28 protein-coding genes are annotated in these 26,433 nt (G+C 68.8%); 15 read left to right on the forward strand and 13 right to left on the reverse strand.

Annotation, left to right across the window (positions count from 1 at the left end; all coding sequences use genetic code 11):
* The first annotated feature begins 34 nt into the window (after window positions 1–34).
* A complete protein-coding gene (locus DFR72_RS44360) occupies window positions 35–1,570 on the forward strand; it encodes an FAD-binding oxidoreductase (RefSeq protein WP_090074067.1) in 1,536 nt (511 codons plus the stop codon).
* Here the strand turns inward: DFR72_RS44360 and DFR72_RS44365 are convergent.
* Entirely contained in the window at window positions 1,551–1,823 is a 273-nt protein-coding gene (locus tag DFR72_RS44365; protein WP_030476244.1) for a YggT family protein, read from the reverse strand. The two genes, DFR72_RS44360 and DFR72_RS44365, sit on opposite strands and share 20 nt — an antisense overlap.
* Window positions 1,824–1,907: 84 nt before the next feature.
* Between DFR72_RS44365 and DFR72_RS44370 the strand changes: the two genes are divergently transcribed.
* From DFR72_RS44370 to DFR72_RS44385, 4 genes are all read left to right on the forward strand, one after another.
* Window positions 1,908–2,237 (forward strand): TfoX/Sxy family protein, encoded by a 330-nt coding sequence (locus tag DFR72_RS44370; protein WP_090074065.1) that lies wholly within the window; start codon window positions 1,908–1,910, stop codon window positions 2,235–2,237.
* A gap of 492 nt (window positions 2,238–2,729) precedes the next feature.
* Window positions 2,730–5,054, forward strand: a complete 2,325-nt coding sequence (locus tag DFR72_RS44375; RefSeq protein WP_090074062.1) for an immune inhibitor A domain-containing protein — start codon at window positions 2,730–2,732, stop codon at window positions 5,052–5,054.
* 10 nt (window positions 5,055–5,064) lie between these two features.
* Entirely contained in the window at window positions 5,065–5,511 is a 447-nt protein-coding gene (locus DFR72_RS44380; protein ID WP_245984086.1) for a nucleoside deaminase, read from the forward strand.
* 10 nt (window positions 5,512–5,521) lie between these two features.
* Complete coding sequence (locus DFR72_RS44385; RefSeq protein ID WP_090074157.1) at window positions 5,522–5,974, forward strand: Rossmann-fold NAD(P)-binding domain-containing protein; 453 nt, start codon at window positions 5,522–5,524, stop codon at window positions 5,972–5,974.
* Here DFR72_RS44385 and DFR72_RS44390 read toward each other — a convergent pair whose 3' ends face one another.
* From DFR72_RS44390 to DFR72_RS44400, 3 genes are read right to left on the reverse strand one after another with little or no spacing between them, the layout of a single operon-like run.
* Complete coding sequence (locus DFR72_RS44390) at window positions 5,975–6,337, reverse strand: STAS domain-containing protein (protein WP_090074058.1); 363 nt, start codon at window positions 6,335–6,337, stop codon at window positions 5,975–5,977.
* 20 nt (window positions 6,338–6,357) lie between these two features.
* Window positions 6,358–7,125: an iron-containing redox enzyme family protein gene (locus DFR72_RS44395; RefSeq protein ID WP_143087014.1), complete on the reverse strand. Its 768-nt coding sequence runs from the start codon at window positions 7,123–7,125 to the stop codon at window positions 6,358–6,360.
* Entirely contained in the window at window positions 7,125–8,192 is a 1,068-nt protein-coding gene (locus DFR72_RS44400) for a carboxylate-amine ligase (RefSeq protein ID WP_090074053.1), read from the reverse strand. The genes DFR72_RS44395 and DFR72_RS44400 overlap by 1 nt, the downstream gene beginning before the upstream one ends.
* 49 nt (window positions 8,193–8,241) lie before the next feature.
* On the opposite strand from DFR72_RS44400, the gene DFR72_RS44405 reads away from it, so the two are divergent.
* Entirely contained in the window at window positions 8,242–9,165 is a 924-nt protein-coding gene (locus DFR72_RS44405) for a DNA topoisomerase IB (protein ID WP_090074052.1), read from the forward strand.
* Here DFR72_RS44405 and DFR72_RS44410 read toward each other — a convergent pair.
* From DFR72_RS44410 to DFR72_RS44420, 3 genes are read right to left on the reverse strand one after another with little or no spacing between them, the layout of a single operon-like run.
* Window positions 9,152–9,577, reverse strand: coding sequence for a DUF4383 domain-containing protein (locus tag DFR72_RS44410; RefSeq protein WP_170176683.1), 426 nt, complete (start codon window positions 9,575–9,577; stop codon window positions 9,152–9,154). The genes DFR72_RS44405 and DFR72_RS44410 overlap by 14 nt on opposite strands.
* A gap of 42 nt (window positions 9,578–9,619) precedes the next feature.
* On the reverse strand, window positions 9,620–10,339 hold the full coding sequence (locus DFR72_RS44415; protein WP_245984091.1) for a SigB/SigF/SigG family RNA polymerase sigma factor: 720 nt from the start codon (window positions 10,337–10,339) through the stop codon (window positions 9,620–9,622).
* 12 nt (window positions 10,340–10,351) lie between these two features.
* On the reverse strand, window positions 10,352–10,816 hold the full coding sequence (locus DFR72_RS44420) for an SRPBCC family protein (protein ID WP_090074048.1): 465 nt from the start codon (window positions 10,814–10,816) through the stop codon (window positions 10,352–10,354).
* Between the two features lie 211 nt (window positions 10,817–11,027).
* Here DFR72_RS44420 and DFR72_RS44425 point away from each other — a divergent pair, with 211 nt between their 5' ends.
* The 7 genes from DFR72_RS44425 (at window position 11,028) to DFR72_RS44455 (ending at window position 18,066) form a co-directional block, all read left to right on the forward strand.
* Window positions 11,028–11,804, forward strand: coding sequence for an ABC transporter ATP-binding protein (locus DFR72_RS44425; protein ID WP_372511499.1), 777 nt, complete (start codon window positions 11,028–11,030; stop codon window positions 11,802–11,804).
* Complete coding sequence (locus DFR72_RS44430) at window positions 11,801–12,580, forward strand: ABC transporter ATP-binding protein (RefSeq protein ID WP_090074044.1); 780 nt, start codon at window positions 11,801–11,803, stop codon at window positions 12,578–12,580. The genes DFR72_RS44425 and DFR72_RS44430 overlap by 4 nt, the downstream gene beginning before the upstream one ends.
* A complete protein-coding gene (locus DFR72_RS44435; RefSeq protein ID WP_090074041.1) occupies window positions 12,577–14,400 on the forward strand; it encodes an AMP-dependent synthetase/ligase in 1,824 nt (607 codons plus the stop codon). Before DFR72_RS44430 ends, DFR72_RS44435 begins: the two co-directional genes overlap by 4 nt.
* Window positions 14,393–15,280: a branched-chain amino acid ABC transporter permease gene (locus DFR72_RS44440; protein WP_090074039.1), complete on the forward strand. Its 888-nt coding sequence runs from the start codon at window positions 14,393–14,395 to the stop codon at window positions 15,278–15,280. Before DFR72_RS44435 ends, DFR72_RS44440 begins: the two co-directional genes overlap by 8 nt.
* Window positions 15,277–16,377, forward strand: coding sequence for a branched-chain amino acid ABC transporter permease (locus DFR72_RS44445; protein ID WP_090074036.1), 1,101 nt, complete (start codon window positions 15,277–15,279; stop codon window positions 16,375–16,377). The genes DFR72_RS44440 and DFR72_RS44445 overlap by 4 nt, the downstream gene beginning before the upstream one ends.
* 130 nt (window positions 16,378–16,507) lie before the next feature.
* Entirely contained in the window at window positions 16,508–17,677 is a 1,170-nt protein-coding gene (locus DFR72_RS44450; protein ID WP_211335811.1) for an ABC transporter substrate-binding protein, read from the forward strand.
* 74 nt (window positions 17,678–17,751) lie between these two features.
* A complete protein-coding gene (locus DFR72_RS44455) occupies window positions 17,752–18,066 on the forward strand; it encodes a hypothetical protein (RefSeq protein WP_090074032.1) in 315 nt (104 codons plus the stop codon).
* On the opposite strand, the gene DFR72_RS44460 is transcribed toward DFR72_RS44455, so the two are convergent.
* The 5 genes from DFR72_RS44460 to DFR72_RS44480 all read right to left on the reverse strand — a co-directional run bounded on the left by DFR72_RS44460 (window position 18,063) and on the right by DFR72_RS44480 (window position 22,913).
* Window positions 18,063–18,962: an alpha/beta hydrolase gene (locus DFR72_RS44460; protein ID WP_090074029.1), complete on the reverse strand. Its 900-nt coding sequence runs from the start codon at window positions 18,960–18,962 to the stop codon at window positions 18,063–18,065. The two genes, DFR72_RS44455 and DFR72_RS44460, sit on opposite strands and share 4 nt — an antisense overlap.
* Window positions 18,962–19,267, reverse strand: a complete 306-nt coding sequence (locus DFR72_RS44465) for a putative quinol monooxygenase (protein ID WP_090074027.1) — start codon at window positions 19,265–19,267, stop codon at window positions 18,962–18,964. The genes DFR72_RS44460 and DFR72_RS44465 overlap by 1 nt, the downstream gene beginning before the upstream one ends.
* A gap of 111 nt (window positions 19,268–19,378) precedes the next feature.
* Entirely contained in the window at window positions 19,379–20,335 is a 957-nt protein-coding gene (locus DFR72_RS44470) for a TolB-like translocation protein (RefSeq protein ID WP_090074025.1), read from the reverse strand.
* A complete protein-coding gene (locus DFR72_RS44475; protein WP_090074153.1) occupies window positions 20,332–21,534 on the reverse strand; it encodes an MFS transporter in 1,203 nt (400 codons plus the stop codon). Before DFR72_RS44475 ends, DFR72_RS44470 begins: the two co-directional genes overlap by 4 nt.
* Window positions 21,535–21,554: 20 nt before the next feature.
* The gene (locus DFR72_RS44480; RefSeq protein WP_090074023.1) at window positions 21,555–22,913 is read right to left on the reverse strand and encodes a CBM96 family carbohydrate-binding protein; all 1,359 of its coding nucleotides are present in this window, start codon (window positions 22,911–22,913) and stop codon (window positions 21,555–21,557) included.
* Between the two features lie 172 nt (window positions 22,914–23,085).
* On the opposite strand from DFR72_RS44480, the gene DFR72_RS44485 reads away from it, so the two are divergent.
* Window positions 23,086–23,664 (forward strand): hypothetical protein, encoded by a 579-nt coding sequence (locus tag DFR72_RS44485; protein WP_090074020.1) that lies wholly within the window; start codon window positions 23,086–23,088, stop codon window positions 23,662–23,664.
* Here DFR72_RS44485 and DFR72_RS44490 read toward each other — a convergent pair.
* Window positions 23,627–24,613: a PHP domain-containing protein gene (locus DFR72_RS44490; protein WP_090074018.1), complete on the reverse strand. Its 987-nt coding sequence runs from the start codon at window positions 24,611–24,613 to the stop codon at window positions 23,627–23,629. The genes DFR72_RS44485 and DFR72_RS44490 overlap by 38 nt on opposite strands.
* Window positions 24,614–24,770: 157 nt before the next feature.
* Here DFR72_RS44490 and DFR72_RS44495 point away from each other — a divergent pair, with 157 nt between their 5' ends.
* Complete coding sequence (locus tag DFR72_RS44495; RefSeq protein WP_143087013.1) at window positions 24,771–26,342, forward strand: alpha/beta fold hydrolase; 1,572 nt, start codon at window positions 24,771–24,773, stop codon at window positions 26,340–26,342.
* Window positions 26,343–26,433: the final 91 nt, after the last annotated feature.

Here is a 26,433-nt window from a genome sequence, read left to right on the forward strand (position 1 = left end):
CGGAACGTCAGCGTTTCGCTTATGGTTGCTCGTCATGACAACGAGGTCGTGGTGGGGCTGGGGCAACGTCGAGGACGCCGTCACCCCGGAGGAACGCCGTGCGCTGGTCGACCGGGTCCGGGCGGTGCTGCCGGACGCGGACCTGACGTTGCACTCGCCGCCGGACCTGGCCTCGCTGGAGGTGCCGGAGTCCCGCGTCCAGCCGCCGGGCGAGATCTACTCGACCGATCCGGTCGACCGGCTCGCGCACGCCCGCGGCCAGGCCTACCGCGACGTCACCCGCAACCTCGCCGGTGACGTCGGGCCGTTGCCCGACGCCGTCGCCCGGCCGCGCACCGAGCAGGACGTCGCCGACGTGCTGGACTGGTGCGGGTCGAACGACGTGGCGGTGATTCCCTTCGGTGGCGGCACTTCCGTGGTCGGTGGCGTCGAGCCGAGTGACCTGGACCGCGTCGTGACGATGGACCTCCAGCACCTGGACCAGGTGCTGGAGGTCGACCCGGCCGGCCGTGCCGCCCGCGTCCAGGCGGGGGTGCTGGGGCCGTCGCTGGAGGCGCAGCTCAAGCCGCACGGCCTGACGTTGCGGCACTTCCCGCAGTCGTTCGAGTTCTCGACGCTCGGCGGCTGGCTCGCCACGCGTGCGGGCGGCCACTACGCCACGCTCTACACGCACGTCGACGACCTGACTGAGTCGCTCAGGGTCGTTACACCGCAAGGGATCAGTGAGTCGCGACGGCTGCCGGGATCGGGCGCGGGGCCGTCGCCGGACCGGCTCTTCCTGGGTTCCGAAGGGACCCTGGGCGTGATCACCGAGGCGTGGATGCGCCTGCAGGCGCCGCCCGTGCACCGCGCGGGGGCCTCGGTGCGGTTCGCGTCGTGGGAACGGGCCGTCGAGGCGACCCGGCTGATCGCGCAGTCCGGGTTGTACCCGGCGAACTGCCGTCTGCTGGACCCGGCGGAGGCGCTCCTCAACGCCGGGTCGCCGTCCTCCGTGCTGGTGCTGGCCTTCGAGTCCGCGGACCACCCGGTCGACGCGAAGCTCGCGCGGGCACTCGAGCTCTGCGGTGATGGCGAGGTCGTCGAGGGCGCGGCGCGGCAGTGGCGGAAGTCGTTCCTGCGCATGCCTTATCAGCGGGACGCGATGGCGCAGCACGCGATGATCACCGAGACGTTCGAGACGGCCTGCACCTGGGACCGCTTCGCCGGACTGCACGCGGCGGTGACGGAGGCGGCGACCAGGGCGTTGCGGGAGGTGTGCGGCATCGGCGTCGTCACGTGCCGCTTCACCCACGTCTACCCGGACGGCCCCGCGCCGTACTACGGCATCTACGCGCCGGGCCGCTGGGGCAGCCTCACCGCGCAGTGGGACGAGATCAAGGCCGCGGTCTCCGAGGCGCTCATCGCGTCGGGCGGCACGATCACGCACCACCACGCCGTCGGCCGCGACCACATGCCCTGGTACACGCGCCAGCGGCCGGACGTCTTCGGCGCGGCCCTGTCCGGTGCCAAGGCCGCGCTGGATCCTCAGGGCCTGCTCAACCCCGGCGTCCTCACGACACGACCGACCTGAGGATCAGCGCCGCGATGAACACCAGCGTGAACGCCAGGTCGAGCCCGAACCCGCCGAACCGCACCGGCGGCAACACCTTGCGCACCGGCGCCAGCACCGGCTCGGTGACACCGTGGGTCACCCGGCGCACCTTCCACACCCAGTCACCGCGCGCCTGGAAGGTGACCGCCCAGTCCACGATCATCCGGCCGATCATCACGAGGATGAACAGCGTCAAGAGCCAATAGAGCAGCCAGCCGACCAAGCCGAACAAGATGGCCTCCTTATGTCCTGTATGTCCATGAAGCCACACGAATCTGAGAGGCGCCTGGCAACTCGCTGAGACAGTATTCAGCGCATGGCGTACGACGAGGGCCTGGCCCACCGCCTGGGCGAGTCGCTGGGCGACCTCCCGGACCTGAACACGAAGAAGATGTTCGGCAGCCTTGTGTTCCTGTGGCGCGGAAACATGCTGGTCGGAGTCCTGGGCTCCGACCTGATAGCGCGCGTGGGCCCCGAGGCGCAGGCCGACGCGCTGGCCCAGCCGGGCGCCCGCGTCTTCGACTTCACCGGCCGGCCGATGAACGGCTGGGTGGCCGTCGACGGCGAGGCCGTGGCGGAGGACGAGTCGCTGGAGGGGTGGATCGCGCGGTGTCGCGAGTTCGTGGAAGCGCTGCCGCCGAAGTGACCCTGGTGCAACGGGTCCGGGAGGCGCCGGCCGGGTTCGAGGAGCCGCCACTGCTGGTCTGGTGAGCTACCGCCGCCGCTCCGCAGCCGCCATCGCGGCGGCTACCCGAACAGCCCCGGCGATCGTGCTCAAGACCCAGGTAGTGGCCGGCCAGCAACGCCGACGCCAGCACGAGGCAGCCGAACATGGCGAGGCATCCCAGGTTCAGGCGGACCACCTGGCTCAGGCCGGCCACCACGAGCACGACGACGAGCGAGCCGAGCACCGCGAGCACCAGCGCTCAGGTCTCCCCGGCGCCCAGCACCTCGATTCCACGCCGGAAGTACACAAAGGACAGCACGGCGCAGATCAGGAACGAGAGTCCGGCGAGCACCGGGAACAGCCTGGCCCGCGGTCGTCCACGACATGTCTGTTTAGTCCCGACCTTCGGACGTGTCGAGCCACCGAACCGGTACGTAGCGTCCGCTCCGGATTCCGAGAGGGGAACTACAAGTGCGAAGAGTTCTGGCGGGAGCAGCGGCGCTCGCGCTCATCACCGCGGGCATGGTCGCCCCGGCGACCGCGACGCCGCCCGCGCAGCCCGAGAAGCAGGAGACGCGGCAGTCCGACGAGCAGCCGCACGAGCTGGAGGTCAAGCGCCGCGCGTTGAAGCAGCAGGCGCTCGCCGACGTGCTGACCGGTCAGAAGCCGACCGAGAAGCGGGGGACCAGCACCGTCGCGAAGGTCGGCAGGAAGAAGGACAAGGACCAGTACGTCGAGCTGAAGCGGGAGAAGACCGACAAGATCTTCGTGATCCTCACGGAGTTCGGCGACGAGCGGCACCCCGACTACCCCGACCGCGACACCAACCCGGCCACTCCGGGACCGCAGCGGTTCGACGGGCCTGTGCACAACCAGATCCCGGAGCCGGACCGCGCCGTCGACAACACGACGATCTGGCGCCAGGACTTCAGCCAGAAGTACTTCCAGGACCTCTACTTCAGCCGCAAGAAGGACGCCAACTCCGTCGCGAACTTCTACGACAGGCAGTCGAGCGGCAGGTACACGGTCGACGGGCTCGTCACGGACTGGGTGAAGGTCCAGTACAACGAGGCGCGTTACGGCCGCAGCAACGGTTACCCGTGCAACGACAACATCTGCAACAACTCGCGTGAGCTCATCAAGGACGCCGTCACGCAGTGGGTCGCCGACCAGAAGGCCGCCGGTGAGACCACCGAGCAGATCAAGGCGTCGCTGGCCGAGTACGACCAGTGGGACCGCTACGACTACGACTCCGACGGCGACTTCAACGAGGCCGACGGGTACATCGACCACTTCCAGATCGTGCACGCCGGTGGTGACCAGGCCGACGGCGACCCGTTGCAGGGTGAGGACGCGCTCTGGAGCCACCGCGGGTACGCGTACAAGAACTACACGTCCGGTCCCGGCACCAACAAGCTCGGTGGCGCGCAGATCGGGGACACCGGCCTCTGGGTCGGCGACTACACCGTGCAGCCCGAGAACGGTGGCGTGAGCGTCTTCGCGCACGAGTACGGCCACGACCTCGGCCTGCCGGACCACTACGACACCAACGGTGGCGCGAACGGCGTCAACTGGTGGTCGATCATGGCCCAGAACCGGGTCAACGCACCCGGCGAGGCTCCCGGTGAGCGTGCCAACGAGTTCTCCGCGTGGGACAAGCTGCAGCTCGGCTGGCTCGACTACGAGGTCGCGGTCGCCGGTCAGGAACGCGTCTTCGAGCTCGGCCCGCACGAGTACAACAGCGCCAAGGCGCAGGGACTCGTGGTCGTGCTGCCGGACATCTCGAAGAACTTCGACTACGGGGCTCCTTTCGCAGGCAGCAAGATGTGGTGGAGCGAGAAGGGCAACGACCTCGACCACTCCATGACGGCTCCGCTGGACCTGCGCGGCAAGACCAGCGCGTCGCTCACGGTGAAGGCGCGCTTCGACATCGAGGCCGACTACGACTACCTCTACGTCGAAGCGTCCAACGAGGACGGCAGCTGGACGCAGCTCGACGGCACGGCCGGTGGTCGGCCGTTCGCCCGCGACTCCGGCGACTCGCCCGCGATCAGCAGCTCATCGGACGGCCAGTGGGTCGACGTGAACGTGCCGCTCGACGCGTACGCGGGCAAGAACACCAAGCTGCGCTTCGCCTACCGCACCGACGGAGCCCTCGCGCTGCAGGGCTTCTTCGCCGACTCGATCACCGTGACCGCCGACGGCGCGCCGGTGCTGACGGACGGCGGCGAGACCGCCGGCCTCTGGACCCCGCGTGGCTTCCGCGCGACCGAAGGCAAGGAGACGAAGACGTTCGACCAGTTCTACATCGCGTCGAACCGCACGTACGAGTCGTACGGCAAGTACAACAAGACCGGCCCGTACCGGTACAGCTTCCCGGACAAGCCCGACTTCGTCGAGCACTTCCCGTACCAGGACGGCCTGCTGGTGTCGTTGTGGAACACGAGCCTGCTGGACAACAACGTCAGCGAGCACCCCGGTGAGGGCCTGATCCTGCCGATCGACGCGAACCCGGCCCCGCTCTACAACCTGGAGGGGCAGCGCTGGTCGCCGTCCGTCAGCGGGTACGACGCGCCGTTCTCGCTGCAGAAGTCGGACTCCTTCACGTTGCACGTCAACGGCAAGGCGTCCTACGTCCGCGGCGCGGCGGCGCAACCGACCTTCGACGACACGAAGCAGTTCTGGTTCGCCGAACAGCCCAACGCGGGCGTGAAGCTGCCCGCCGCCGGTGTCGGCCTGAAGGTTCTCCGCCAGAGCGGCACGTCGATGACGGTGAAGCTGTTCAAGACGAAGTAGCGTCGAACGCATGACTGCTGCTTCCGACATGCTGGCCGTCGCCGTCGAAGAGGCGCGGATGGGGCTCGCCGAAGGCGGGATCCCCATCGGCGCGGCACTCTTCGACGGCGACGGCCGTCTGCTGGGCCGGGGCCACAACCGCCGCGTCCAGGACGACGACGCGTCGATGCACGCGGAGACGTCGGCCTTCCGCAACGCCGGCCGCCAGCGGAGCTACCGCGGCACGACGATGGTCACGACCCTGTCGCCGTGCTGGTACTGCAGCGGCCTGGTCCGCCAGTTCGGCATCTCGCACGTGCTGATCGGCGAGGCCACGACGTTCCACGGCGGCCACGACTGGCTGGCGGAGCACGGCGTCGGCATCACCGTCGTCGAGGACCCGCGGCTGGTCGAGCTGATGACGGCGTTCATCGCCGAACGCCCCGAGCTCTGGTACGAGGACATCGGCCAGGATTAGCGTGGACGGCATGGCTGCTGTGCTGATCACCGGGGCGGACGAGGACGCGGAGATCGCCCGCCGGCTCGTCCGCGCCGGCCACACCGTCCGGTTCGCGCCGCTCGACGGCGCCTCGGCCGAGTCCCTGGACGCGCTCGACGTGCTGGACGTGCTCGTCAACACCGGCGGAGCCGCGCAGGAGACGTTCGAGGGCGCCGTCGAGAGCACCGCGCGCATCCTGCAGACCTACCTGCCGCTGCTGGAACGGTCCGCCGCCGCCGTCGTGGTGAACGTCAGCGGCCCCCAGGACTCGCCGTCCGCGGCAGCGGTCAACATCGTCACGGTGCAGTACGCGAAGGCGTTCCCGCGGATGCGGATCAACGCCGTCGAGCAGGACACCGGCGCCATCGTGCGGATGGCGCAGATCGGACAGGACGGGCCGACCGGCGGCTACTTCGACGCCACGGGCACCCCGCCCTGGTGATCAGGACGAGAAGCGCTGCGTCGCCTCGTCCACCGACTTCACGATGGTGAACACCGCGTCCAGCCCGGTCGCCTCGATGGGTCGCAACGCCGCGCGGGTCGACGCCACCACCACGAACTCGACGCCGGCCTTCGACGCGCGCTGCTGTCCCAGGACCAGGGCCTCCAGCCCGGCGGACCCCAGGAACCGGACGCCGCCGAGATCCACGACGACGGCTCGCAGGCCTTCCGTCACGTGGGTGTCCAGCGGGCCGGTCAGCGAACCACTGGAGGTGGTGTCGAGCTCACCGGACACGCGCAGCACGACGACGTCGGGGGCGAGCCGGTCGACGACCACGGTGGCCAGAGCAGTGGGGTCAGGCACGTGATCTCCTTAGTCAGCGGTCAGCACCCCACGTTAACCCGGCTGGAAACCGGCGGTCGACGGCCCCTCAGGGAGGTGCGACCCGCCTGCAGGGAAGCGTGGACGTGCTGGGTGAGGCGGGCGTGCAGTTCGTGGCACGCCGTGAAGCCGAGGCGGACGTCCTCCGGCGGGCACTGGACGGGCAGCAGCTGCGCGAACGGGTCACCGCCGATGGTGTCGACCGCCGTCAGGAAGCCTACGAGGGCCCCGACGAGCCGGCGGTGCAGGCCGAACAACGACAGCGCGTTCGCCAGCGCGAGGGTCGGTGCGGGCATCTCGTCCACACCGGAGAACGGGTCGAGGTCGCGCAGCGTCACGGTGAACAGCACCGAATGGGTGCGTTCGGAGCGGGTGCCGTAGGCGTCGCCCTGGATGTCGCGCAGCACCGAGCGCATCTCGCTGCGCGGCTGCCAGAACGCCTGGTGGCGGCGCAGTTCCGAAAGCCCCTCGTCCGGCAGCGCGACGGGTGAGGTGACCTCGGTCAACGACCGGAGCGCCCCTTCCCAGCGGGCTTCCAGCGCCGCGTGGAACTGGGCCAGCGCCGGGTGGTCCTCCCAGCCGGTGGCGACGTCGTCGAAGCCGCGCATCCGCAGCTCGTAGCAGATCCACAGCGACAGCTGCAGGTCGTCGTCCTGCCAGGCTTCCCTGGTGCCGCCGCTGACGAGCAGCGCGGGCCGCGGCGGGGGCGGCAGGCGCAGCGCTGCGACCAGGGCTGAGCTCATGTGGCCGCGGGGAGCGGGGAGGCGCATCAGGTTTCCTCACGCGTTCGGGCGATCAGCATGTCCACAAGGGACTCGGGGTCCGGGCAGCGTCGTTGCCGAGCGGCACCGCAGCCGTTGTGGCGCAACCAGTCCAATTGCTGCTCCACAGTAGACAGAGTGCCGCGATCGCGCAGTGCGACCTCGACGTGCTCCACGAGCGACACTGCCCGGTCGAACGCGGGGGAGAGTTTTCCGGTGTGTGGATCGGCGGCCAGTCCGTCGACCCCGTCGCGCGACGCCCGCCAATATGCCGCTCGCAGCACGGAATCGTCCACCCGCTGTTCGGAGGGTTCCGTCACGACGAGGGCCCGGACCAACTCGGCGAGGACCGCGACTTCCGTTGCCAGCTGCGGGATGTCCGCGACGCGCACCTCGACCGTCGGATGATCATCCGACGGTCGGACGTCCCAGTACACCATCGCCCTGTCCATCAACGCTTCCGAGCTGATCAGCGCCTCGACGGTCCGGTCGTAGTCGTCGGGACCGCGCCAGAGCGGCGGCGGTCCGCTCACCGGCCAGCGCGACCACACCATCGACCGCCAGCTGGCGTACCCGGTGTCCTCTCCCTGGTAGTACGGGGAGTTCGCGCTCAGGGCCAGCAACGTCGGCAGCCACGCCCGCAGCTTGTTCGACGCCGCCAGCGCTTCGGAGGCCGAGGAGACGCCGACGTGGACGTGCAGTCCGCAGGCACCCGTTCCGGTGACGAGCCGTCGATGGGAGTACTCGATCTGGTGATAGCGGGGGTCATCCGATCCGGGAGGGGGCCCGGCCTCGCCGATCGGCGGCATGCCCGTCGCCACGAGGCGGCACCCCGCCGCGTCGGCGGCGTCCACGAGCACCCGGCGGCCGAGCCGGACCTGCTCGGACAGCTCGTCGAACGAGGAGGTGACACCGGTGGCGATCTCGATCTGGAACGGCGTGAGCTCACCCTGCACGTCGAGGTCTCCCGGCGCGCGCGAGATCTCCCGGACGCGGGGTGCCAGTGCCACCGGCCGCCGTGAACCGGGATCCACGAGCAGGAACTCCTGTTCCACACCGACCGTGTAGTGATTCATCGGCGAGCGGGTACCCGCGTTTCATGCTGATCAATCCCGGGGTGGCCAGATGAGACTGCGGCGTAGCATCACCGCAGGTCCAGGCTGGACGCGACGCAGGCACGGCAAGGGGTTCCGGTACCTCGACGCCGACGGCCGGGCGCTGTCCGCGAGTGACGTCGAGCGGGTGAAGGCCCTCGTGATCCCACCCGCGTGGCGCGAAGTGTGGATCTCACCGCATCCGAACGGCCACATCCAGGCCATCGGTTACGACGACGCCGGCCGCCGTCAGTACCTCTACCACGAGAAGTGGCGGGCCGACCGCGACACCGAGAAGTTCGCCCGCGTGCTGGAGCTCGCCCCGAAGCTCGGCAAGTTCCGCGAGCAGATCGAGAAGGACATGAGGTCGCGCGGCCGGAGGCGGTTGCTCGCCATCGCGCTGCGAATGCTCGACCTCGGTGTCTTCCGCGTCGGCCACGAGGAGTACGCCGAGGAGAACGGCACGCACGGCGTCGCGACCCTGCTCTGCGAGCACCTCTCGGTCACCGGCGACCGGGTCCGCTTCCGGTTCCCCGCCAAGCACGGCGTCCAGGTGGACCACGAGATCACCGATCGCGCCCTCGCCGGGGCCGTCCGGTCGTTGCTGCGCGACCGGACGCCGGACTGCCGCGTCTTCGACCTCACCGCCGACGACGTCAACGAACGCTTTCGGGAGCTGGTCGGCGACGAGTTCAGCGTGAAGGACCTGCGCACCTGGCACGCCACGGTCTTCGCCGCCCAGGCGTTCGCGCACGCCCTGCGTGACCGGGGCAAGCCGTCGAAGCGGGCGGTCAGCGCGGTCATGAAGGAGGTCGCCGAGGACCTCGGCAACACGCCCTCCGTGGCGAGGAAGTCCTACGTGGACCCACGGCTGGTGGAGGCGTTCGAGCACGGCCGGGTGATCAACGGGGGCGACCCGGAACGGGCGGTGCGCAAGCTGCTCAAGCAGGCTTGACGGCGGCGGCGCGGTCGCACTGGCGGCACCACGCCGCGCCCTGCGCCGCCGCCAGCGAGGCGAACCCGGCGAAGAGGTGCAGCGCGTTCGAGCCGGGGTTGACGTTGAGGAAGTTCACGACCTCGCCGTCGTAGCGGGCCAGGCCGAGCCCGAACATCACCAGGAACAGCACCGCCAGCAGCAGGCCGGTACCGCTCAGCGCCTTCAGGCGCGGCACGGCGGACAGCAGGGCGGCGCCGAAGACCAGGTGGATGACGTTCTGCAGCGGGTTGACGCGCAGGCCGAGAACCCAGGTATCGGCCTCGCCCGCGAACGACGAGAAGCCGGTCACGAAGAACCCGGCCACGCCCCAGAGCACGAGCAGTGCGCCAGTGCCGATCGCCAGCTTCTGAGGCCACCGCAACCGGTTCATGAACCCAGTATCGCCAGGACCGGACATTCCCGCTCGTTCATTTCACTCCTCGGCCAGCAAATCGTGTCGCAGCTGCTCCAGGGACTTGGTGAGCAGCCGTGACACGTGCATCTGGGAGATGCCCACACGGCGGGCGATCTCCGTCTGGGTCAGCCTGCCGAAGAAGCGCAGGACCACGATCGTCCGCTCACGGCGCGGAAGGCCCCGCAGCATCGGCTGCAGGGCCTCGTGGATCTCCACGCCTTCCAGCGCTGGATCGTCGACGGTCGAGCTCTCCAGGGAGTCCAGAGGCGCGAACGCGATGTTCTTCTCGATCCGCAGGCCCTCGTAGACGTCGGTGAGCGACACCCCGAGGTGCCGGGCGATCTCCGAGGGAGTCGGAGACCGCCCGGTCCGGTGCGAGAGCTCGGCGGTCGCGCCGTCGATGGAATCGCACAGTTCTTTCAACCTGCGGGGCACGCGCACCGCCCAGCACTGGTCGCGGAAGTGACGCCGCACCTCGCCGGTGATCGTCGGCACGGCGTAGGACAGGAAGTCCGTCTGCCGTGAGACGTCGAACCGGTCGATGGCGTTGATCAGTCCGACCGCCGCCACCTGCGCGAGATCTTCCATGGGCTCGCCGCGTTCGCTGAAGCGGCGGGCGATGTGCCGGGCGAGGGGGAGGTACTCGCGCACCAGCCGGTCCCGCATCACGTGGTATCGCGGCGAGTCACGGCTGATGCGGGCGAGTTCCTCAAACGCCGCGTGCTGGTCTGGCGTCAACGTGCACCGCGATCAGACCTGCGGCGGCGGCGTCACGTCGCCCCGCCAAGCGCCGGTCTCGGTGCCGCGGTTCTCGATGAACTCCTTGAACCGCTTGAGGTCACCCTCGATCCGGTGGCCCACCACGCCGAGCGCGGTACCCGCCTTCTCCGTGATGGTCTCCGGCTCGTAGTCCATCTGGAGGTGGACCCGCGTCGTGTCGTTGTCGATCCGGTGGAAGGTGACCACACCGGCCTGCTGCGGCCCGTCGACCGTGGTCCACGCGACTCGTTCGTCCGCGTGCTGCTCGGTGATCTCCGCGTCGAACTCGCGGACGACTCCGCCGATCTTCGTCGTCCAGTGCGTCATGGTCGGCGTGACCTGGTCGATCTTCTCGACGCCATCCATGAACGCCGGGAAGGATTCGAACTGGGTCCACTGGTTGTAAGCCGTGCTCACAGGCACATGGACGTCCACCGACTTCTCAATGGTGGTCACGAAACCTCCTCCTTCGATTGGTGTCGGAAGGTGAGTACCCGAGCGACGCGCTGTTACACATCCAACCTGTGTCTACTGTGGACAGTCACGTAGAGTGTCGAACCGCTCGCGGCCCGCACATCACGAAATCGCCCGCAGTGGTCAAATCGCTCTGTGATCCAAGTCTCACGGGCGGCATACTGCGCGGTATGTCAGGGGCCACTAGGAGGCGCTGGTGCTCGAAGCGAACAACCTCGAGGTCGTCTACGACGACGTGATGCTGGTGCTCCGCGGCGTGAGCCTGCAGGTGCCCCAGGGCAAGGTCGTCGCACTGCTCGGTGCGAACGGAGCGGGCAAGACGACCCTGATGAGGGCCTTCAGCGGCCTGCTCGACGTGCACGACGGCAAGGTCACCAAGGGCTCGATCATGCTCGACGGTGAACCGATCCACCGCCTCTCACCGGCCAAGATCGCGGACCGAGGCATCAAACAGGCTCTGGAGGGCCGCCGGATCCTGTCCGAACTGACCGTCGAGGAGAACCTCAAGGTCGGCGGCCACGCGAGGCCGAAGCGGCTCAAGCAGAACCTGGACCGCTGCTACGAACTGTTCCCCCGGCTGCTCGAACGGCGAAGACAGAGCGCGGGCTACCTGTCCGGCGGCGAGCAGCAGATGCTCTCGATCGGCCGGGCGCTGATGTCGGAACCGTCCTACCTGCTGCTGGACGAACCCAGCCTCGGCCTCGCGCCGTTGCTGGTCCAGCAGATCCGCGACCTCGTCGTGAAGATCAACGAACAGGGCACCACCGTCCTGCTGGTCGAGCAGAACGCCAGCATGGCTCTCTCCATCGCCGACCACGGCTACGTGCTGGAGACCGGCAAGGTCGTCATGGACAAGCCGGCGGAGGCACTTCTCGCCGACGACGACATCCGCGAGTTCTACCTCGGCCTCGGCACCTCCTCGTTCCGTGCGGTCAAGCACTACAAGCGCAGGAAGCGGTGGTTGTCGTGAGCGTGCTGGAAGTGGAGGACGTCCGGCTCTCGTTCAGCGGTGTGGTGGCCGTCGACGGGGTGTCGTTCAGCGTCGAGGAGGGCGAGCTCTTCGCCGTCATCGGCCCGAACGGCGCCGGCAAGACGTCCATCTTCAACGTCCTGAGCGGCGTCTACCGGCCGCAGCAGGGCACCGTGCGGTTCCGCGGGCAGGACCTGATCGGCATGCGGCCCCACCGCATCGCCGCGCAGGGCATGGCCCGCACGTTCCAGAACATCGAGCTGTTCTCGCACCTCACCGTCGTCGACAACCTCATGCTCGGCCGCCACAACCACATGCGGTACGGCGCGCTGTCGGCGTTCTTCTGGCTCGGCAGGGCTCGTGCCGAGGAGCTGGAGAACAGGGCAGCGGTCGAGCAGGTCATCGACTTCCTCGAACTGGAGCAGTGGCGCCGGTACCCGGTCGGCCTGCTGCCCTACGGCGTGCAGAAGCGCGTCGAGCTGGGCAGGGCGCTGGCCATGGAGCCGAAGCTCCTGCTGCTCGACGAGCCGGTCGCCGGCATGAACGTCGAGGAGACCGAGGACATGGCCCGGTTCATCCTCGACGTCCGGGAGGAGCTGAACATCGCGATGATCATGGTGGAGCACGACATGGGTCTCGTGATGGACCTGGCCGACCGCGTGATGGTCATGGACTTCGGCCGCCCCATCCGCACCGGCACGCCCGCGGAGGTGCAGCAGGACCCCGACGTCATCCGCGCGTACCTCGGCGAGCAGCACAAGAGCGTGACGCCATGACAACGACAACCGTCGTCACGCGCGTGAAGGACAGGGCCGAGCGCACGCCTGACCAGATCGCCCTGCGGGCCAAGGACTTCGGCATCTGGCAGGAGGTCACCTGGTCCGGCTACTGGGCGAACGTCGAACTGGTCGGCCACGCGCTGCTCGCGCTGGGCCTGCAGCCGGGGGAGCGGGTGGCGATCCACTCCGAGAACCGGCGCGAGTGGCTCTACGCCGACCTCGGCATCGTCGCCGCCAGGGGCATCACCGTCGGGCTCTACCCGACCAACCCGGCGTCCGAGGTCGCCTACCTGCTGTCCCACTCGGGTTCGCGGATCCTGATCGCCGAGGACCAGGAACAGGTCGACAAGGCGCTGCTGGTGCTGGAGGACACCCCCGACCTCGAATGGATCGTCTACGTCGAGCCGCGCGGCATCAAGGGCCGCTACGATAACCCGAAACTGCTGGCCTGGGACGACTTCCTGGCGCTGGGCGCCCAGCACCGCGACTCGTTCCCCGGTGAGCTCACCGAACGCATGGCGGCCGTCGAACCTGACGACGTCATGACGTTGATCTACACCTCGGGCACCACCGGGCCGCCGAAGGGCGCGATGCTCACCGTGGCGAACGTCGAGTTCGCCGTCCACGTGCTGGTGGAGGGCGGCGGTTTCACCTCGCCACCCCCGTCCTCCGCCGACGTCACGCTGTCCTACCTGCCCTTGTGCCACGTCGCCGAGCGCATCTTCACGACGTGGTTCAGCGCGGCCAGCGGCGTGCAGGTGCACTTCGCCGAGTCGATCGAGACGGTGCAGGCGAACCTGCGCGAGGTGCAGCCGACGATCCTGTTCGGCGTGCCCCGCATCTGGGAGAAGGTGCTGGCCGGCGTCACGATCAGCGTCTCGTCCGCGTCCCGGCTCAAGCGCACGACCACCCGGTTCTGGCTCAAACGCGCCGAGGTCATCGGCGAAACGCTGGTGCACAACGGTGGTAAGCACACGGGCAAGAGCCGGTTGATCTACGCGCTGGGGTGGCTGTTCTGCTTCCGCGCGCTGAAGGCCCGCATCGGCATGCGGCACGTCCGGTACGCGGCTTCCGGAGCCGCGCCGATCGCGCCGGACGTGCTGAAGTTCTTCATGGGCATCGGGGTGCCGATGCACGAGGTCTACGGCATGACCGAGAACACCGCCGTGGCAACGGGAAACCGGCCTGGCCGGGTCAAGATCGGCACCGTCGGCGAGCCGCAGCCCGGCACCGAGCTCCGGATCGACGAGGAGACCGGCGAGATCCTCACCAGGCACGGCGGCACGTTCGCGGGCTACTGGCAGGACCCCGACTCCACCCAACGGGTCCTGAACGACGGCTGGCTGCACACCGGTGACGTCGGCGAGTGGGTCGACGGCACGCACGTGAAGATCACCGACCGGATGAAGGACATCATCATCACCGCGGGCGGCAAGAACATCGCGCCGTCGGAGCTCGAGAACGCGCTGAAGACCTCCCCGTACATCAAGGAGGCCGTGGTGATCGGCGACCAGCGGGCCTACCTCGTGGCGTTGATCGGCATCGAGTACGAGACGGTCGGCCACTGGGCGCAGCAACGCAGGATCACCTACACCACCTACCGGGACCTGTCCGAGAAACCCGAGGTCCTGGAACTGGTGCAGAGCATCGTGACCGAGGCGAACGGCAAGTTCGCGACGGTCGAGCAGATCAAGAAGTTCCGGATGTTCCCCAAGGAGCTCGACCACGAGGACGGCGAGCTGACCGCGACCCAGAAGGTCAAGAGATCCGCGCTGGGCAAGATGTTCGACGACCTCGTGGAGAGCATGTATGGATGAGTTTCTCCAGTCGCTGATCCGGGGTCTCGGCACCGGGTCGATCTACTCGCTGCTCGCGCTCGGCTTCGTGATCATCTACAAGTCGACGCAGGTGATCAGTTTCGCGCAGCCGGCGTTCATGCTGGCGGGCGCGGTGCTGGTCTCGTACCTCTCGCCGGCCGTGTCGTTCGTCGGGGCGGTTCTCGTCGCCGCCGTGGTGATCGCGGTGCTGGCGCTGGGCGTGGAACGCACGGTGCTGCGGCCGATGGTCGGCAAACCCGTGTTCGTGGTCGCGATCATCACCATCGGCGTGGACGTCGTGGTCAGGGTGGTCACCAACGCGTTCATCGGCCTGGACGTGCGGCAGGTCGGTGACCCGTGGGGCCTGAACACGGTGAGCTTCCTGGGTGCCGAGGTGCAGCAGCGCTACCTCGTGATGATCGCGACGACCGCGGTCGTGACGGCGTTGCTGTTCCTGTTCTTCCGGTACTCGCGGATCGGGCTCGCGATGCGGGCGGTGGCCTACGACCAGGAAGTCGCGCTGGCACAGGGCATCTCGGTCGGATCGGTGTTCGCGCTGTCGTGGGCACTGGCGGGCGGGCTCGCCGCACTCGCCGGCGTGTTCGTGGCCACGGGCGCGGGCGTCGACCAGCAACTCTGGATCGTGGCGCTGAAAGCGTTGCCCGCGATCATCCTCGGCGGCCTGGAGTCGTTGGGCGGCGCGGTGGTCGGCGGACTCGCTGTCGGGGTCGTCGAGTCGCTGTTCGGCACCTACCAGGGCGACTTCGCGCCGTGGCTCGGACCGAACTTCGGGCTGGTCGCACCGTACGCGTTGATGCTGCTCGTCTTGCTCGTCAGACCGTACGGGCTCTTCGGCAAGAAAGAGGTGGAGCGGCTGTGAAGGGTCGTCCTGAGCTGTACACCTCATATGGGCAGGACATGGGTTTCCTGAACACGCGTCCCAAACGCGCGTGGTCGGGCGGTCTCGTCGTGCTCGCGCTGGTCCTGCCGTTCATGATCACCGACGACCTGTTGCAGCTGCTCGCCACCGGGTTCGTGGCGGCGATCGGCGCGATCGGGCTGAACATCGTCACGGGGTACGCGGGCCAGGTCTCCCTGGGGCACGCGTTCTTCCTCGCGATCGGTGCGTACACGGCCGCGGCGCTGTCCGGCCCCGAGGACGGGCGGGTGATCGGGTTCGGCATCACGTCGCTGCCGGTCTGGCTGCTGGCGTCGGGGTTGGTGGCCGCGTTGTTCGGCGTCCTGGTGGCGCCGGTGGCGGTGCGGCTGCGAGGGCTCTACCTCGCGATCGTGACGCTGGGGCTGGTCTTCCTGGGAGAGCACGTGTTCCGGGAGTGGACGTCGCTGACCGGCGGGCCCGGTGTCGGCAGGCCTGCCGCGGTGCCCGAGCTGTTCGGGGTGCGGCTGGACCAGGACAGCGCGCTGTTCACGGCGGCACAGCAGTTGTACCTGCTGATGTTCGTGCTGCTGGTGATCTTCGGTGTGCTGGCGCGCAACCTCGTGCGCTCGCGCGTCGGGCGGGCGTTCGCGGCGGTGCGGGACCGGGACCTGGCCGCGTCGGTGATCGGCGTCGACCTGACGAGGTACAAGGTCCTGGCGTTCGCGGTGTCCTCGTTCTACGCGGGTGTCGCGGGCGCGTTGTTGTTCGTGGTGAACGGGTTCTTCGATCCCGGCTCGTTCAACCTGTTGTTGTCAGTGCAGTACATCGCGATGGTGCTCATCGGCGGCGCGGGCACCATCTCCGGAGCGGTCATGGGCGCGCTCTTCATCACTCTGCTGCCACGCATCACCAGGGAACTGCCCACGGTGCTGCCGTTCATCAGTGGTGACGCGACCGGCGTGATCACGGTCTTCCAGCTGGAAGCCGTGCTCTACGGCGTGCTCATCATCGTGTTCCTCATCGTCGAGCCACGCGGGTTGTTCGGCATCTGGGTCCGCGTCCGCAACTACTGGCGCACCTGGCCGTTCTCGTACTGAGGAGAGAATCCCCATGTCCGGTAAGAGACTTGCAGTCATATTCGTAGGGGCGCTACTTCTCGCGTCGTGTCGAGGAGGGGACGGGGCCGCGCCTCAGGAAGGCGCGGGCGGCATCAAGGTCGACGCCGGCGTGACCAAGGAGGCGTGTCCCAACGCCGTCGACAAGTCCAAGGGCTGCATCTACCTCGGCACCATCTCCGACCTCACCGAGGGCCCGTTCAAGACCCTGGCCGTGCCGATCACGGACTCGCAGAAGGCGTTCTGGAAGCGCGTCAACGACAAGGGCGGCATCGGCGGCTACGAGGTCGACGTCACCAAGTACGTCAAGGACAACAAGTACAACCCGCAGATCCACAACCAGGTCTACCAGGAGATCAAGGGCAGCATCCTGGCGCTGACGCAGACGCTGGGCTCGCCCACGACCGTGGCGATCCTGCCGGACCTCGAGAAGACCCCGATGGTCTCCGTGCCGGCGTCCTGGACCTCGTTGTGGGGCCACCAGGAGGTCGTGCTGGAGTCCGGCGCGAACTACTGCGTCGAGTCGATGAACGCCGTCGACTACGCCACCGAGAAGATGGGCGTGAAGTCCGTCATGGCCGTGCACAACGCCGGTGACTACGGTGACGACGCGGCGGCCGGCACGAAGATCGCGGCCGAGAAGCGCGGGCTCACGTTCGAGAACGTGACCACCACGGCCGGCCAGGACAACCAGGGCGGTGCGATCGACGCCGTGGTGTCGAAGAAGCCGGACCTGGTGATCCTGACGACCGGACCGACCGACGCGGCCGTGATCATCGGCCAGGCCGCGGCCCGTGGCTTCAAGGGCAAGTTCATCGGCACCTCGCCGACGTGGAACCCCGGTCTGCTGAAGTCGCCCGCCGCTCCCGCGATCAAGGCGCTGTACATGCAGTCGGCGCCGTGGAAGTCGTGGGGCACAGAGTCCGTCGGCCACACCGCGATGCGAGCGGCACTGCCCGGCGTGACGCCGAACGACGGCTACACCGCCGGTTGGGTGTGGGCGTACCCGCTCAAGGCGGCGCTCGAGAAGGCTGCCTCGAACAAGGACCTGACGCGCGCCGGCGTGCTCGCCGCTGTGCGCCAGCTCAACTCGGTGGACTACGAGGGCATGCTTCCTTCGGGGGCGGGCAACTTCGCCGCCTCGGCCCAGGACGGGCTGTTCCGCCAGTCGACGCTCTACCGGCCCGACGACGCCGCTCCGACCGGGGTGACGCTGGTGGAGGACTTCTTCACCGGCTCGACGGCGAAGGACTTCAAGTTCGAGAAGCCCTGCTACCAATGAACCGAACGGGTGACACCCGACGCTGAAACCGGACATCTCTGACTAGTCTCGCTGCTGAGGCTTGGTAGGAGGTTGTGACGGTGTTGTCGTGCGTCGAGGTTCGCCGCTCCACCGGAGGCCTCCGGTTGTTCGTCCGTCCCCCGGCCGCGTCGCTCTGGAGCGCGCGGCTGGGGTACGAACGGGTGTCGGAGCTGCTGACCGCGATTCGTCAGGCGGAGTCGTGCACGGTGCCGGACGTGGCATTGAGGTACGTGCCCGACCAGCGCACCGGTGAGGCGGTGCTGGCGTGCGAGACGGGGTCCGTTCTGCTGGACGCCGACGAGGTGTCGGCGTTGCACGACACGCTGCGCGCGCACATGCCGGACCGGATGAGGCCCCTCCCGATCTAGGACAACCGGCGTTCAAGCCATTCGGTGCGCGTGCGCCTGGCCCGGACGGAAAGCCCGGCGTCGGGGAAGATCGCGTCGAAGCCGTGGAATCCGCCTGCCCACGTGTGCAGCTCGGCGTCACCGCCCGCCGCCCAGATGCGGGACGCGTAGGCGACGTCCTCGTCGCGGAACACCTCCGCCGTCCCGGTGTCGACGTACGTGGCGGGCAACCCGGACAGGTCCTCGGCCAGAGCCGGTGACACGTAGGCGGGAACGTCCGCGAGGTCGCCGAGCACCGAGCGCCAGCCGAACGCGTTCATCTCCCGCGTCCACACCCCGGGGCCACCGGCGTACTGCGTGCTGGACGTGGAGTTGTCGCGGTGGTCGAGCATCGGGCAGATCAGCACCTGCGCGGTGATCTCCGGGCCGTCCAGGTCGCGGGCCATCAGCGTGACTCCGGCGGCCAGGCCGCCGCCCGCGCTGATGCCCGCCACGACGATCTTCCCGATGCCCAGTTCCTCCGCGTTCCCGGCCGTCCACAAGAGGCCTCGGTAGCAGTCGTCGACGAGTGTCGTCCCGTTCGCCTCCGGGGCGAGCCGGTGCTCCACCGTGACCACGACGACGCCGAGCTCTTCCAGCCACTGCAGGGGGATGTCGATCTGCGAGAACCGGTCGCCCATCACCATTCCGCCGCCGTGGATCCAGTAGACGCACGGCGCGGGCTCGGTGAGTCCCTTGGGGCGGAAGACGGTCAGCGTGATCTCGCCGAGCGTGACGTCGTGCCGTTCGGCGTCGGTCTTGAACGGTGGCGACGGCATCTGGCGGATCTGCTGGACCAGCTCGTAGGTGAGCTCGGTCCCCAGCGGCATGCCGGCGAGAAGTGCTCCCAGTTCGGGGTCGAACGCGGGGCGGCCCATCAGAACGCCGCCTTGCCGCCGACGGGCAGCTCGTCGGAGTACGTGGACTCGCCGTCGAGCAGGGTCTGGAGGTTCGCGACGAGGGCCTGCGCCTCCTCGGTGGCGAAGAACGCGCTGTGCGCCTCGGCCGTCGTCCAGCCCTCGGTCACGTGGACGACGTCCGGGTTGCCGGCCGAGCGGCCGACCAGGAAGACCACGCAGTCGTCGTTGGTCAGCGACGGCGCGTTGAGGAGGAACTCGACGACCTGGTCGCCTTTGCCGGGCCGTGCGGTCATGGTGGCGTGGAAACCGTGCTCGACACTCATCTGTTCCTACCTTCTGTTCGTTCTGCTGTTCTGGCGATGGACTCATCAGATCAGCTTGAACAGGATGGATAGGAGATCGATGCTGCCGCTCTCTTGCCCAATCCTGCCGATCTAGGTGATCGGCGCGGGAGAGCTCGCCTCCGGGACCAGGATCGCGGGCGTTCCGGAGCCGTCCGCGGGCACGGACCACACGTCGTTGAGCCCGTCGTCGCGCTGGATGCCGTACGCGACGGTCCTGTCGTCGACCCAGGCCGGTTGGTCGTCGACGCTGCGGGTCTCGGCGAGCTCGGTGGTCCGGCGCGTCGCCAGGTCGAGCACGGACACCCGCCAGCCCTTCTGCGGGTCGCCGCCGACCGCCTTCTTGTAGGCGATGCGGGTGCCGTCCGGGGAGAGCGACGGGCACTCGACGTCGTCCGCGTCGGTCAACGGACGGACTTTGCGCGCCGCGAAGTCGCCTTCGAGCAGGTAGCGGTGGCCGCCGGTGGACATGGTGGCGTAGAAGCGGTTGTCGTCGGCGGTGAACGTGACGCCCCAGTAGTTCGTGTCGACCGGCCGCTGCGGCATGCCCTCGACCGCGAACTCCTCCAGCGACGTGACCAAGGTGCCGGTCTTCGTGTCGAGGATGCCCGTGCTGGTGGAGAACCCGTTGGCGGCGTAGGAATGCCCGTCGACGAACAGCGTCCACGCCACCATCCGGCCGCTGGCCGACACCCGCGTGCGGTTCGGGAACCCGGTCAGCGGGACCGTCCTGAGCTCCTTCAGGTCGCGGTCGAGCACGGCCAGTTCGCTCGCCTTCAGCGCTCCGACCGGCCGCAGGCAGGAGATCGTGCCCGCGGCCGAGTAGACGCGGTCGCAGCGTTGCTCGGTGACCTCCCGCGGCCCGGCCGGGTCGGTCCGCGACACCGTGGAGAGCTTGCCGTTGCTCAAGACCATCAGCCGGGGCCCGGCACCGGCCGGAACGGACTGCGCGGCGTCGTCCGGTGCGGCACCGGACAGCGCGGTGTAGCCGGCGGCGACGCCCCCGAGCAGGACGGCGGCGGTCAGGGTGATCAGCAGGCGCTTGGTCACGAGCGGCGTCCCAGCAGTGCGGCGGTGGCGATCAGGGCGCAGACCACCGCGACGGCGGCGATCCGGGTGGCGGCTTCGGGGCTCCAGAACTGCCAGGCGAGACCGAACAGCACGGACGAGCCGAGGTAGGCGAGCGCCTGTCCACTTTGGATCAGCGCGATCCCGGTGGTGCGAAGGCGTTCCGGCAGGACCGGGCCCGCGAGCGCCATCAGCACGCCGTCCGTGCACGCGTAGAAGACGCCGTAGAGCAGCACCACCAGCACGAGGAGCGGCCAGCCGCCCAACGGTCCGTGCAGCAACAGGTAGACGACGGTCAGCGAGCCGTAGCCGGTCAGCATGACCTTGAGCCTGCCGACCCTGTCGGCGAGTGCGCCCAGTGGCGCGGCGAGCAGCAGGTAGACCAGGCTCGTGCCCACGGCGAGCAGCGGGAACCAGCCGAACGCCAGCCCCTCGCGCTTCTGCAGCAACAGGTACACGAAGCCGTCGCCGATGGTGACCAGGCCGAGCAGCGACGCGGCCAGCACGATCCGGCGGACGGCCGGGTCCTTGAGCAGCGCGAGCTTGAGAGGTTCCTTGCGTGCCAGAGGTTCCGGACGGTCCCGCACGTAGAGCACGAGCACCAGCACGCCGAACGCGGCGATGCAGGCACTGGTGACGAACACGGCGTCGAACGACTGGGCGGAGGCCGCGAGCACGGCCATCGCGACCAGCGGCCCGGCGAACGCGCCGATGCCGTCCATCGCCCGGTGCACGCCGAACGCCCGTCCCAGATCGCCGCTGGGCGTCGAGAGGGTGATCAGCGCGTCGCGCGGGGCGGTCCGCAGGCCCTTGCCCGCGCGGTCGGCGGTGATCACGAAGCCCAGTGCGGTCAGGGAGTTCCCGGCGGCGAGGAGTCCGAGCTTGGCCACCGCCGAGATGCCGTAACCGAAGCCCGCCACGGCCTTGCGCTTGTTCGTCCGGTCGGCGAGGTAGCCGCCCGCGAGTCTGAGGAGCGTGGTGGCGCCGGTGTAGACGCCGTCGATCAGCCCGTACGCGGCGGGGCTGAGCTGGAGGCCGATGACCAGGTACAGCGGCAGGACCGCGGCCACCATCTCCGACGAGACGTCGGTGATGAGGCTGACCGTGCCGAGCGCGAAGACGTTGCCGCTCAGCCCTTTCCAGTTCGCTGACTTCGGTTCGTCGATCGTGGACAGGTACATCATCGGCCTCCAGCGGTCCGTCAGTGGCAGGTGGTGGTGCCGCTGTCGGTGTAGGTCTTGCCCGCCTCGGGGACGAACTGCCAGTCGAAGCTGTTGCTGTGCAGCGTCAGCTTCAGCACGCCGCGGGTGCCGGTGTTGCGGGCCTCGCTGTTGGGCTTGATCGTGCCGAAGCCGTAGGCACCGGCGCCGCCCATGCCCGCGACGAACGTCCGGATGCCCCGCGAGTTGTCCAGCCCGCCCGTGGGGTTCTGCGGGGCGAACCGCTCGTACTGGTGGTTGTGACCGAAGACCACCACGTCGGCGTTGGCGTCGTACAGCGCCTGGAACAACGGCCTGGTGGCCGTCGAGGGGGAGTGGTTGGCGCCGCTGGTGAACAGCGGGTGGTGCCAGTACGCCGCGGTGCACGGCTTCGTGCTCGCCGCCAGGTCCTGCCGCAGCCACTGCTCCTGCGCGCTGCCCGCCGACATGCTGATGTTGGAGTTCAGCGACACGATGTGCCAGTTGCCGAGGTCGTAGGAGTAGTAACCGAGGCCGGACGGCCCGGCCTGCGCGCCGAAGTAGTTGTAGTAACCCGTGGCGCCACTGGTGTGGTAGTCGTGGTTGCCGGGCGACGGCCTGGTGCGCGCCTTGTGCCGGCCCCACGTGGGCTCGTAGTAGGTGCTGAACTGGCTCGCGGTGCCGTCCGGGTAGACGTTGTCGCCGGTGGTCCAGACGGTGCCCTGGATGTTGTCCAGCAACGCGGCCGTGGCCGTGTCGCCGGAACCGGAGTCGGCGATGTCGCCCGCGCCGACCCAGACCGGGTCACCGGGAGGCGGGATCGTGCCGTCGGTGACGACGAGCTGCGGTGCGGTGGAACCGGACTCGCGGGAGTCGTAGTCCGCGCCGTCCGTGCTGCTCGACGTGATGCCGATGCTGTAGGTGCCGTTGCCCGTGACGTGGCCGGTGACGTCGACCTCGTACCAGGCGTTGCGCACGACCGAGCCGAGCGAGCCGACCGTGGCGCCGTCGATCGCGGGCTGGTTGTTCCAGGTCACCGCGGTCTCGGTCCAGCTGACGTTGGACATCGCCCTGAACGTGCCGCCGTTGGGGCTTTCCGCGCCGGAGACGTCGTCGGTGTGGATGCGCAGCTTGGCGTTGCTGACGCTGCCGGTGATCCCGGAGACGGTGAACTTGAGGAACGTCCGCTTGATCGACGAGTTGTCGATGCCGAGCTGGCCGGACGTGCCGTGGTTCGTGCCGCTGGAAGCGTTGTCGACGTAGGTGTCGGCGGTGGGCGTGAAGGTGGTGGTGGCAGCGTGAGCCGCGGTGGAGGCGGTGAGTGTGGCCGCCGTGACGATGACGGTGGAGAGCACGGCCAAAGGAGCCCTGCGACGTGACATGCCTGTCCTTGTGGTGGTGGGCGGACATGGGCCGTCGCGAAGAGTAGGGGTGCGGTGGTTCGGTCACCAATGATCGTTCGGCGGCGGTTGGGTGAACGGTGGGAAAACCCCTCCAGGGGGTGACTGCCGGGCGGATCGGTATTTCCCCGCCTGCTGCCCGCTCCATCAGAACATGGGAGTCGAGGTCTGCGACCCTCGCTGGCTCGCGGCCGTGCCGGGGGCCGAGCTCGTGGTCGCGCTGGACGAGGTGGGGGAACACGCTGCCGACGGGCACCGGGTGACGGTGCTGATCGACCTGGTGCCGGACAACGTGGTGATGCTGCGGGGCCTGGCCGCCGAAGCCGTGGCCGAAGGCGCCCGCAAGGTGCGGGTGCGGCCGCACGGCGTCGACCGGGTCGATCTCGTCTACGCGGCGGTGGAGCTGAACCGGGTCGCGGAGGACGAGGCCGTCGAGGTGCAGTTCGACGTCACGTCCGCCGCGTTGCTGCGGGCCGATCCCACGGCGTTCGTGCGGGTCGATCCGCTCGTGGTGCTGGCGGACGGGACGGTCGTGCCGATCTGCGCCGGGCTGGAGCGGTACGCGCTCGGGTCACTCGGGTCGCTGGACGACCTGGTGGCAGCGTGGGAACCCGAGCCCGTCCGCGACCTGTGCCGGGTCGCCCTGGTCCGTGCGCTGGCCGACACCGGGCCGCTCGTGTCCTGGTACGAGCACCTCACCCGGACAGCAGCCGGGCTGCGCTCCTCGTGTTGATCACCTGGTCCGGCTCGACACCGCACTCCTCCGCCCGCGCGCAGCCGTAGTTCAGCCAGTCGAGCTGGCCGGGCGCGTGCGCGTCGCTGTCGATGGAGAACGTGCACCCGGCGTCGACGGCCAGGCTGAGCAGCCGGCGCGGGGGATCGAGGCGTTCCGGCCGTGAGTTGATCTCGACCGCGGTGCCGTGCTCGGCGCAGGCCTCGAAGACCTGGACGGCGTCGAACTGGGACTCCGGGCGGCCCTTGCCCACGACCAAACGGCCCGTGCAGTGGCCGAGGATGTCGACATGCGGGTTCCTGACCGCGTTGACCATCCTGCGGGTCATCTCGGCGCGCGGCATCTTCAGTTTCGAGTGGACGCTCGCGACCACGACGTCGAGGCGTGCCAGCAGGTCCTCGTCCTGGTCGAGCGCACCGTCGTCGAGGATGTCGACCTCGATGCCGGTGAGGACCACGAACGGCGCCAGTTCGGCGTTCAGCTCCGCGACGACCTCGAGCTGCTTCTCGAGCCGCTCGCGAGACAGTCCATTCGCGACGGTCAGCCGCGGGGAGTGGTCCGTCAGCACCATGAACTCGTGGCCGAGATCGCGGGCCGCCTCGGCCATGTCCCGGATCGGGCTGCCGCCGTCGGACCAGTCGGAGTGGACGTGGCAGTCGCCCTTCAGTCGCGAGCGCATCTCCTCGCCGCCGGTGATGTCGACGTGCCGGAGCTTCGCCAGGTACGACGGCTCGCGGTTCGCGAGCGCGTCTGCGACGACTCCCGCCGTCGACTTGCCCACGCCCTTGAGATCGGTGAGCGTGCCGAGCTTCGCCCGTTTCTCGACGTCGGCGGGGTCGAGGTCGGCGAGGACGGCGGCCGCGTTGCGGAACGCCTGGACGCGGTAGGTCGGCTCGCCGGCACGTTCGAGGTGGAAGGCCACCTGCTTCAACGCCTTGACCGGATCCATACCCCTTCCTACCCCATCCGCGGTGTCCGCGCGCCTTGCGCGCCGCCGTCTCGAATGGTGCCGGTGCGGTGAATTTCACCCGACCTTCGGGGGTGTCGACCGGACCGGCGACTGCGGAAGCGTTCTGGCGCTGGCCGACGATCGTGAGGGGTACGCGGTGAGGAAGCGTTGGGGCGCGGCGGCTTTGGTCGCTCCGTTGTTCATGTCCCTGGTGGGAACGGCCCAGGCGGCGCCGGGCCCGTTGGACGAGTACTACGCGCAGACCGTCGCCTGGGCCGAGTGCCCGGCGGGCTGGCTCTCGCCCTCGACGGGGGTCGAGTGCGCCACCGTCATCGTGCCGATGGACTACAAGAACCCCGGGAACGGCAACCTGGAGATCGCCGTCTCGCGCAAGAAGGCGACAGATCCGGCGCGCCGCAGAGGCGTGCTGATGACGAACCCCGGCGGCCCCGGCGGGTCGGGCCTCGGCGCCGTGCACTGGTTCAACGCCCAGACCGACGTCCTGAAGATCTACGACGTCATCGGCATGGACCCGCGCGGTGTCGGCCGGTCGACGCAGATCCGCTGCATCTCCACGCCGTCGGACGACGAGTTCCCCTCGCGCCCAACGGATGCGCAGCTCTCGAACTGGTCGGACCACGCCCGCGCGGTCGAGGACAACTGCCAGCGCGGCGGCGGTGAGATGCGCCGGTTCATCTCGACCATGAACACCGCCCGCGACATGGACGTCATCCGCGGGGCCATGGGGGAGAAGAAGATCTCCTACGTCGGCTACTCCTACGGCACGCAGCTCGGCGCCGTCTACGGCTCGATGTTCCCCACGCGCCTCGACCGCAGCGTCCTCGACTCGGCCCTGGACCCGCTGAAGACGTGGCACGAGCAGGACGTCGACGTGGTGGACGCGATCACCGACAACCTCCGCAAGTGGACGGAGTGGACCGCCGCCCGCAACGGCACCTACGGCCTCGGCACCACCCCCGCAGCGGTGCGCGGTGAGCTGGACGCGATCGCCGCGCGCCTGAAGACCGGCCCCCACGGCGGCTACGCGGACGTGACCTCCTTCGACTACGCGGCAGGCGCCACCCGCTACCGCCGCTCGTGGGCCGCGTTCTCCCGCCACATCGCCTCGATCAAGGCAGGCGCCGCGGACCCGGCAGAGGCCTCCGCGATCGTGGCCGCCCTGAAGAAGGGCGACATCGAACCCACCTCACCGGGCACCTTCCAGGCCGTGGTGTGCGAGTGGGACTGGTTCTCCGACGTCAACACCTACTACAACGACATGAAGCGCTGGCGCGACACCAACCCGTACGGCGGCACCGTCGACTACATGGCGCCGACCAACTGCACGTTCCGCGCCTTCCAGCGCCCGGAGAAGATCCCGGCCATCACCCGCAAGTACCCGGCAGGCCTGGTGGTCAACTCCGACGGCGACACCCAGACCCCGCTCGCCAACGGCCGCGTCATGGCGGAGCACCTGAGCCAGCCGCTGATCAGCGTGTCGAACGACGGCCAGCACGGTCACTACGCGTTGCGCCGCAACAGCTGCGTCGACACGCTGGTCAACAAGTACCTGGTGTCGGGGATCCTCCCGGCGTCGCGGGTGACCTGTGCCGGGACGGACATCGCGGAGACCGTGCCTCCCGGTCAGGCGACGGCAGTGGGCGCGCAGTCGGCCCGGCCGTTGAGCGACATCCTCGGTGAGATCGCAGCGGAGACGAAGCCCTTCTAGTAGACCGTCGCTTCTAATCTTTGGGGTAGAGGTGGCGGAGTCGGGTGCGGGCGTCGTCGGTGGTGAACTGCCAGTCGATCCCGCGCTGGTT

The sequence above is a fragment of the Lentzea flaviverrucosa genome (assembly GCF_003350445.1).
Lineage (GTDB): Bacteria > Actinomycetota > Actinomycetes > Mycobacteriales > Pseudonocardiaceae > Lentzea > Lentzea californiensis.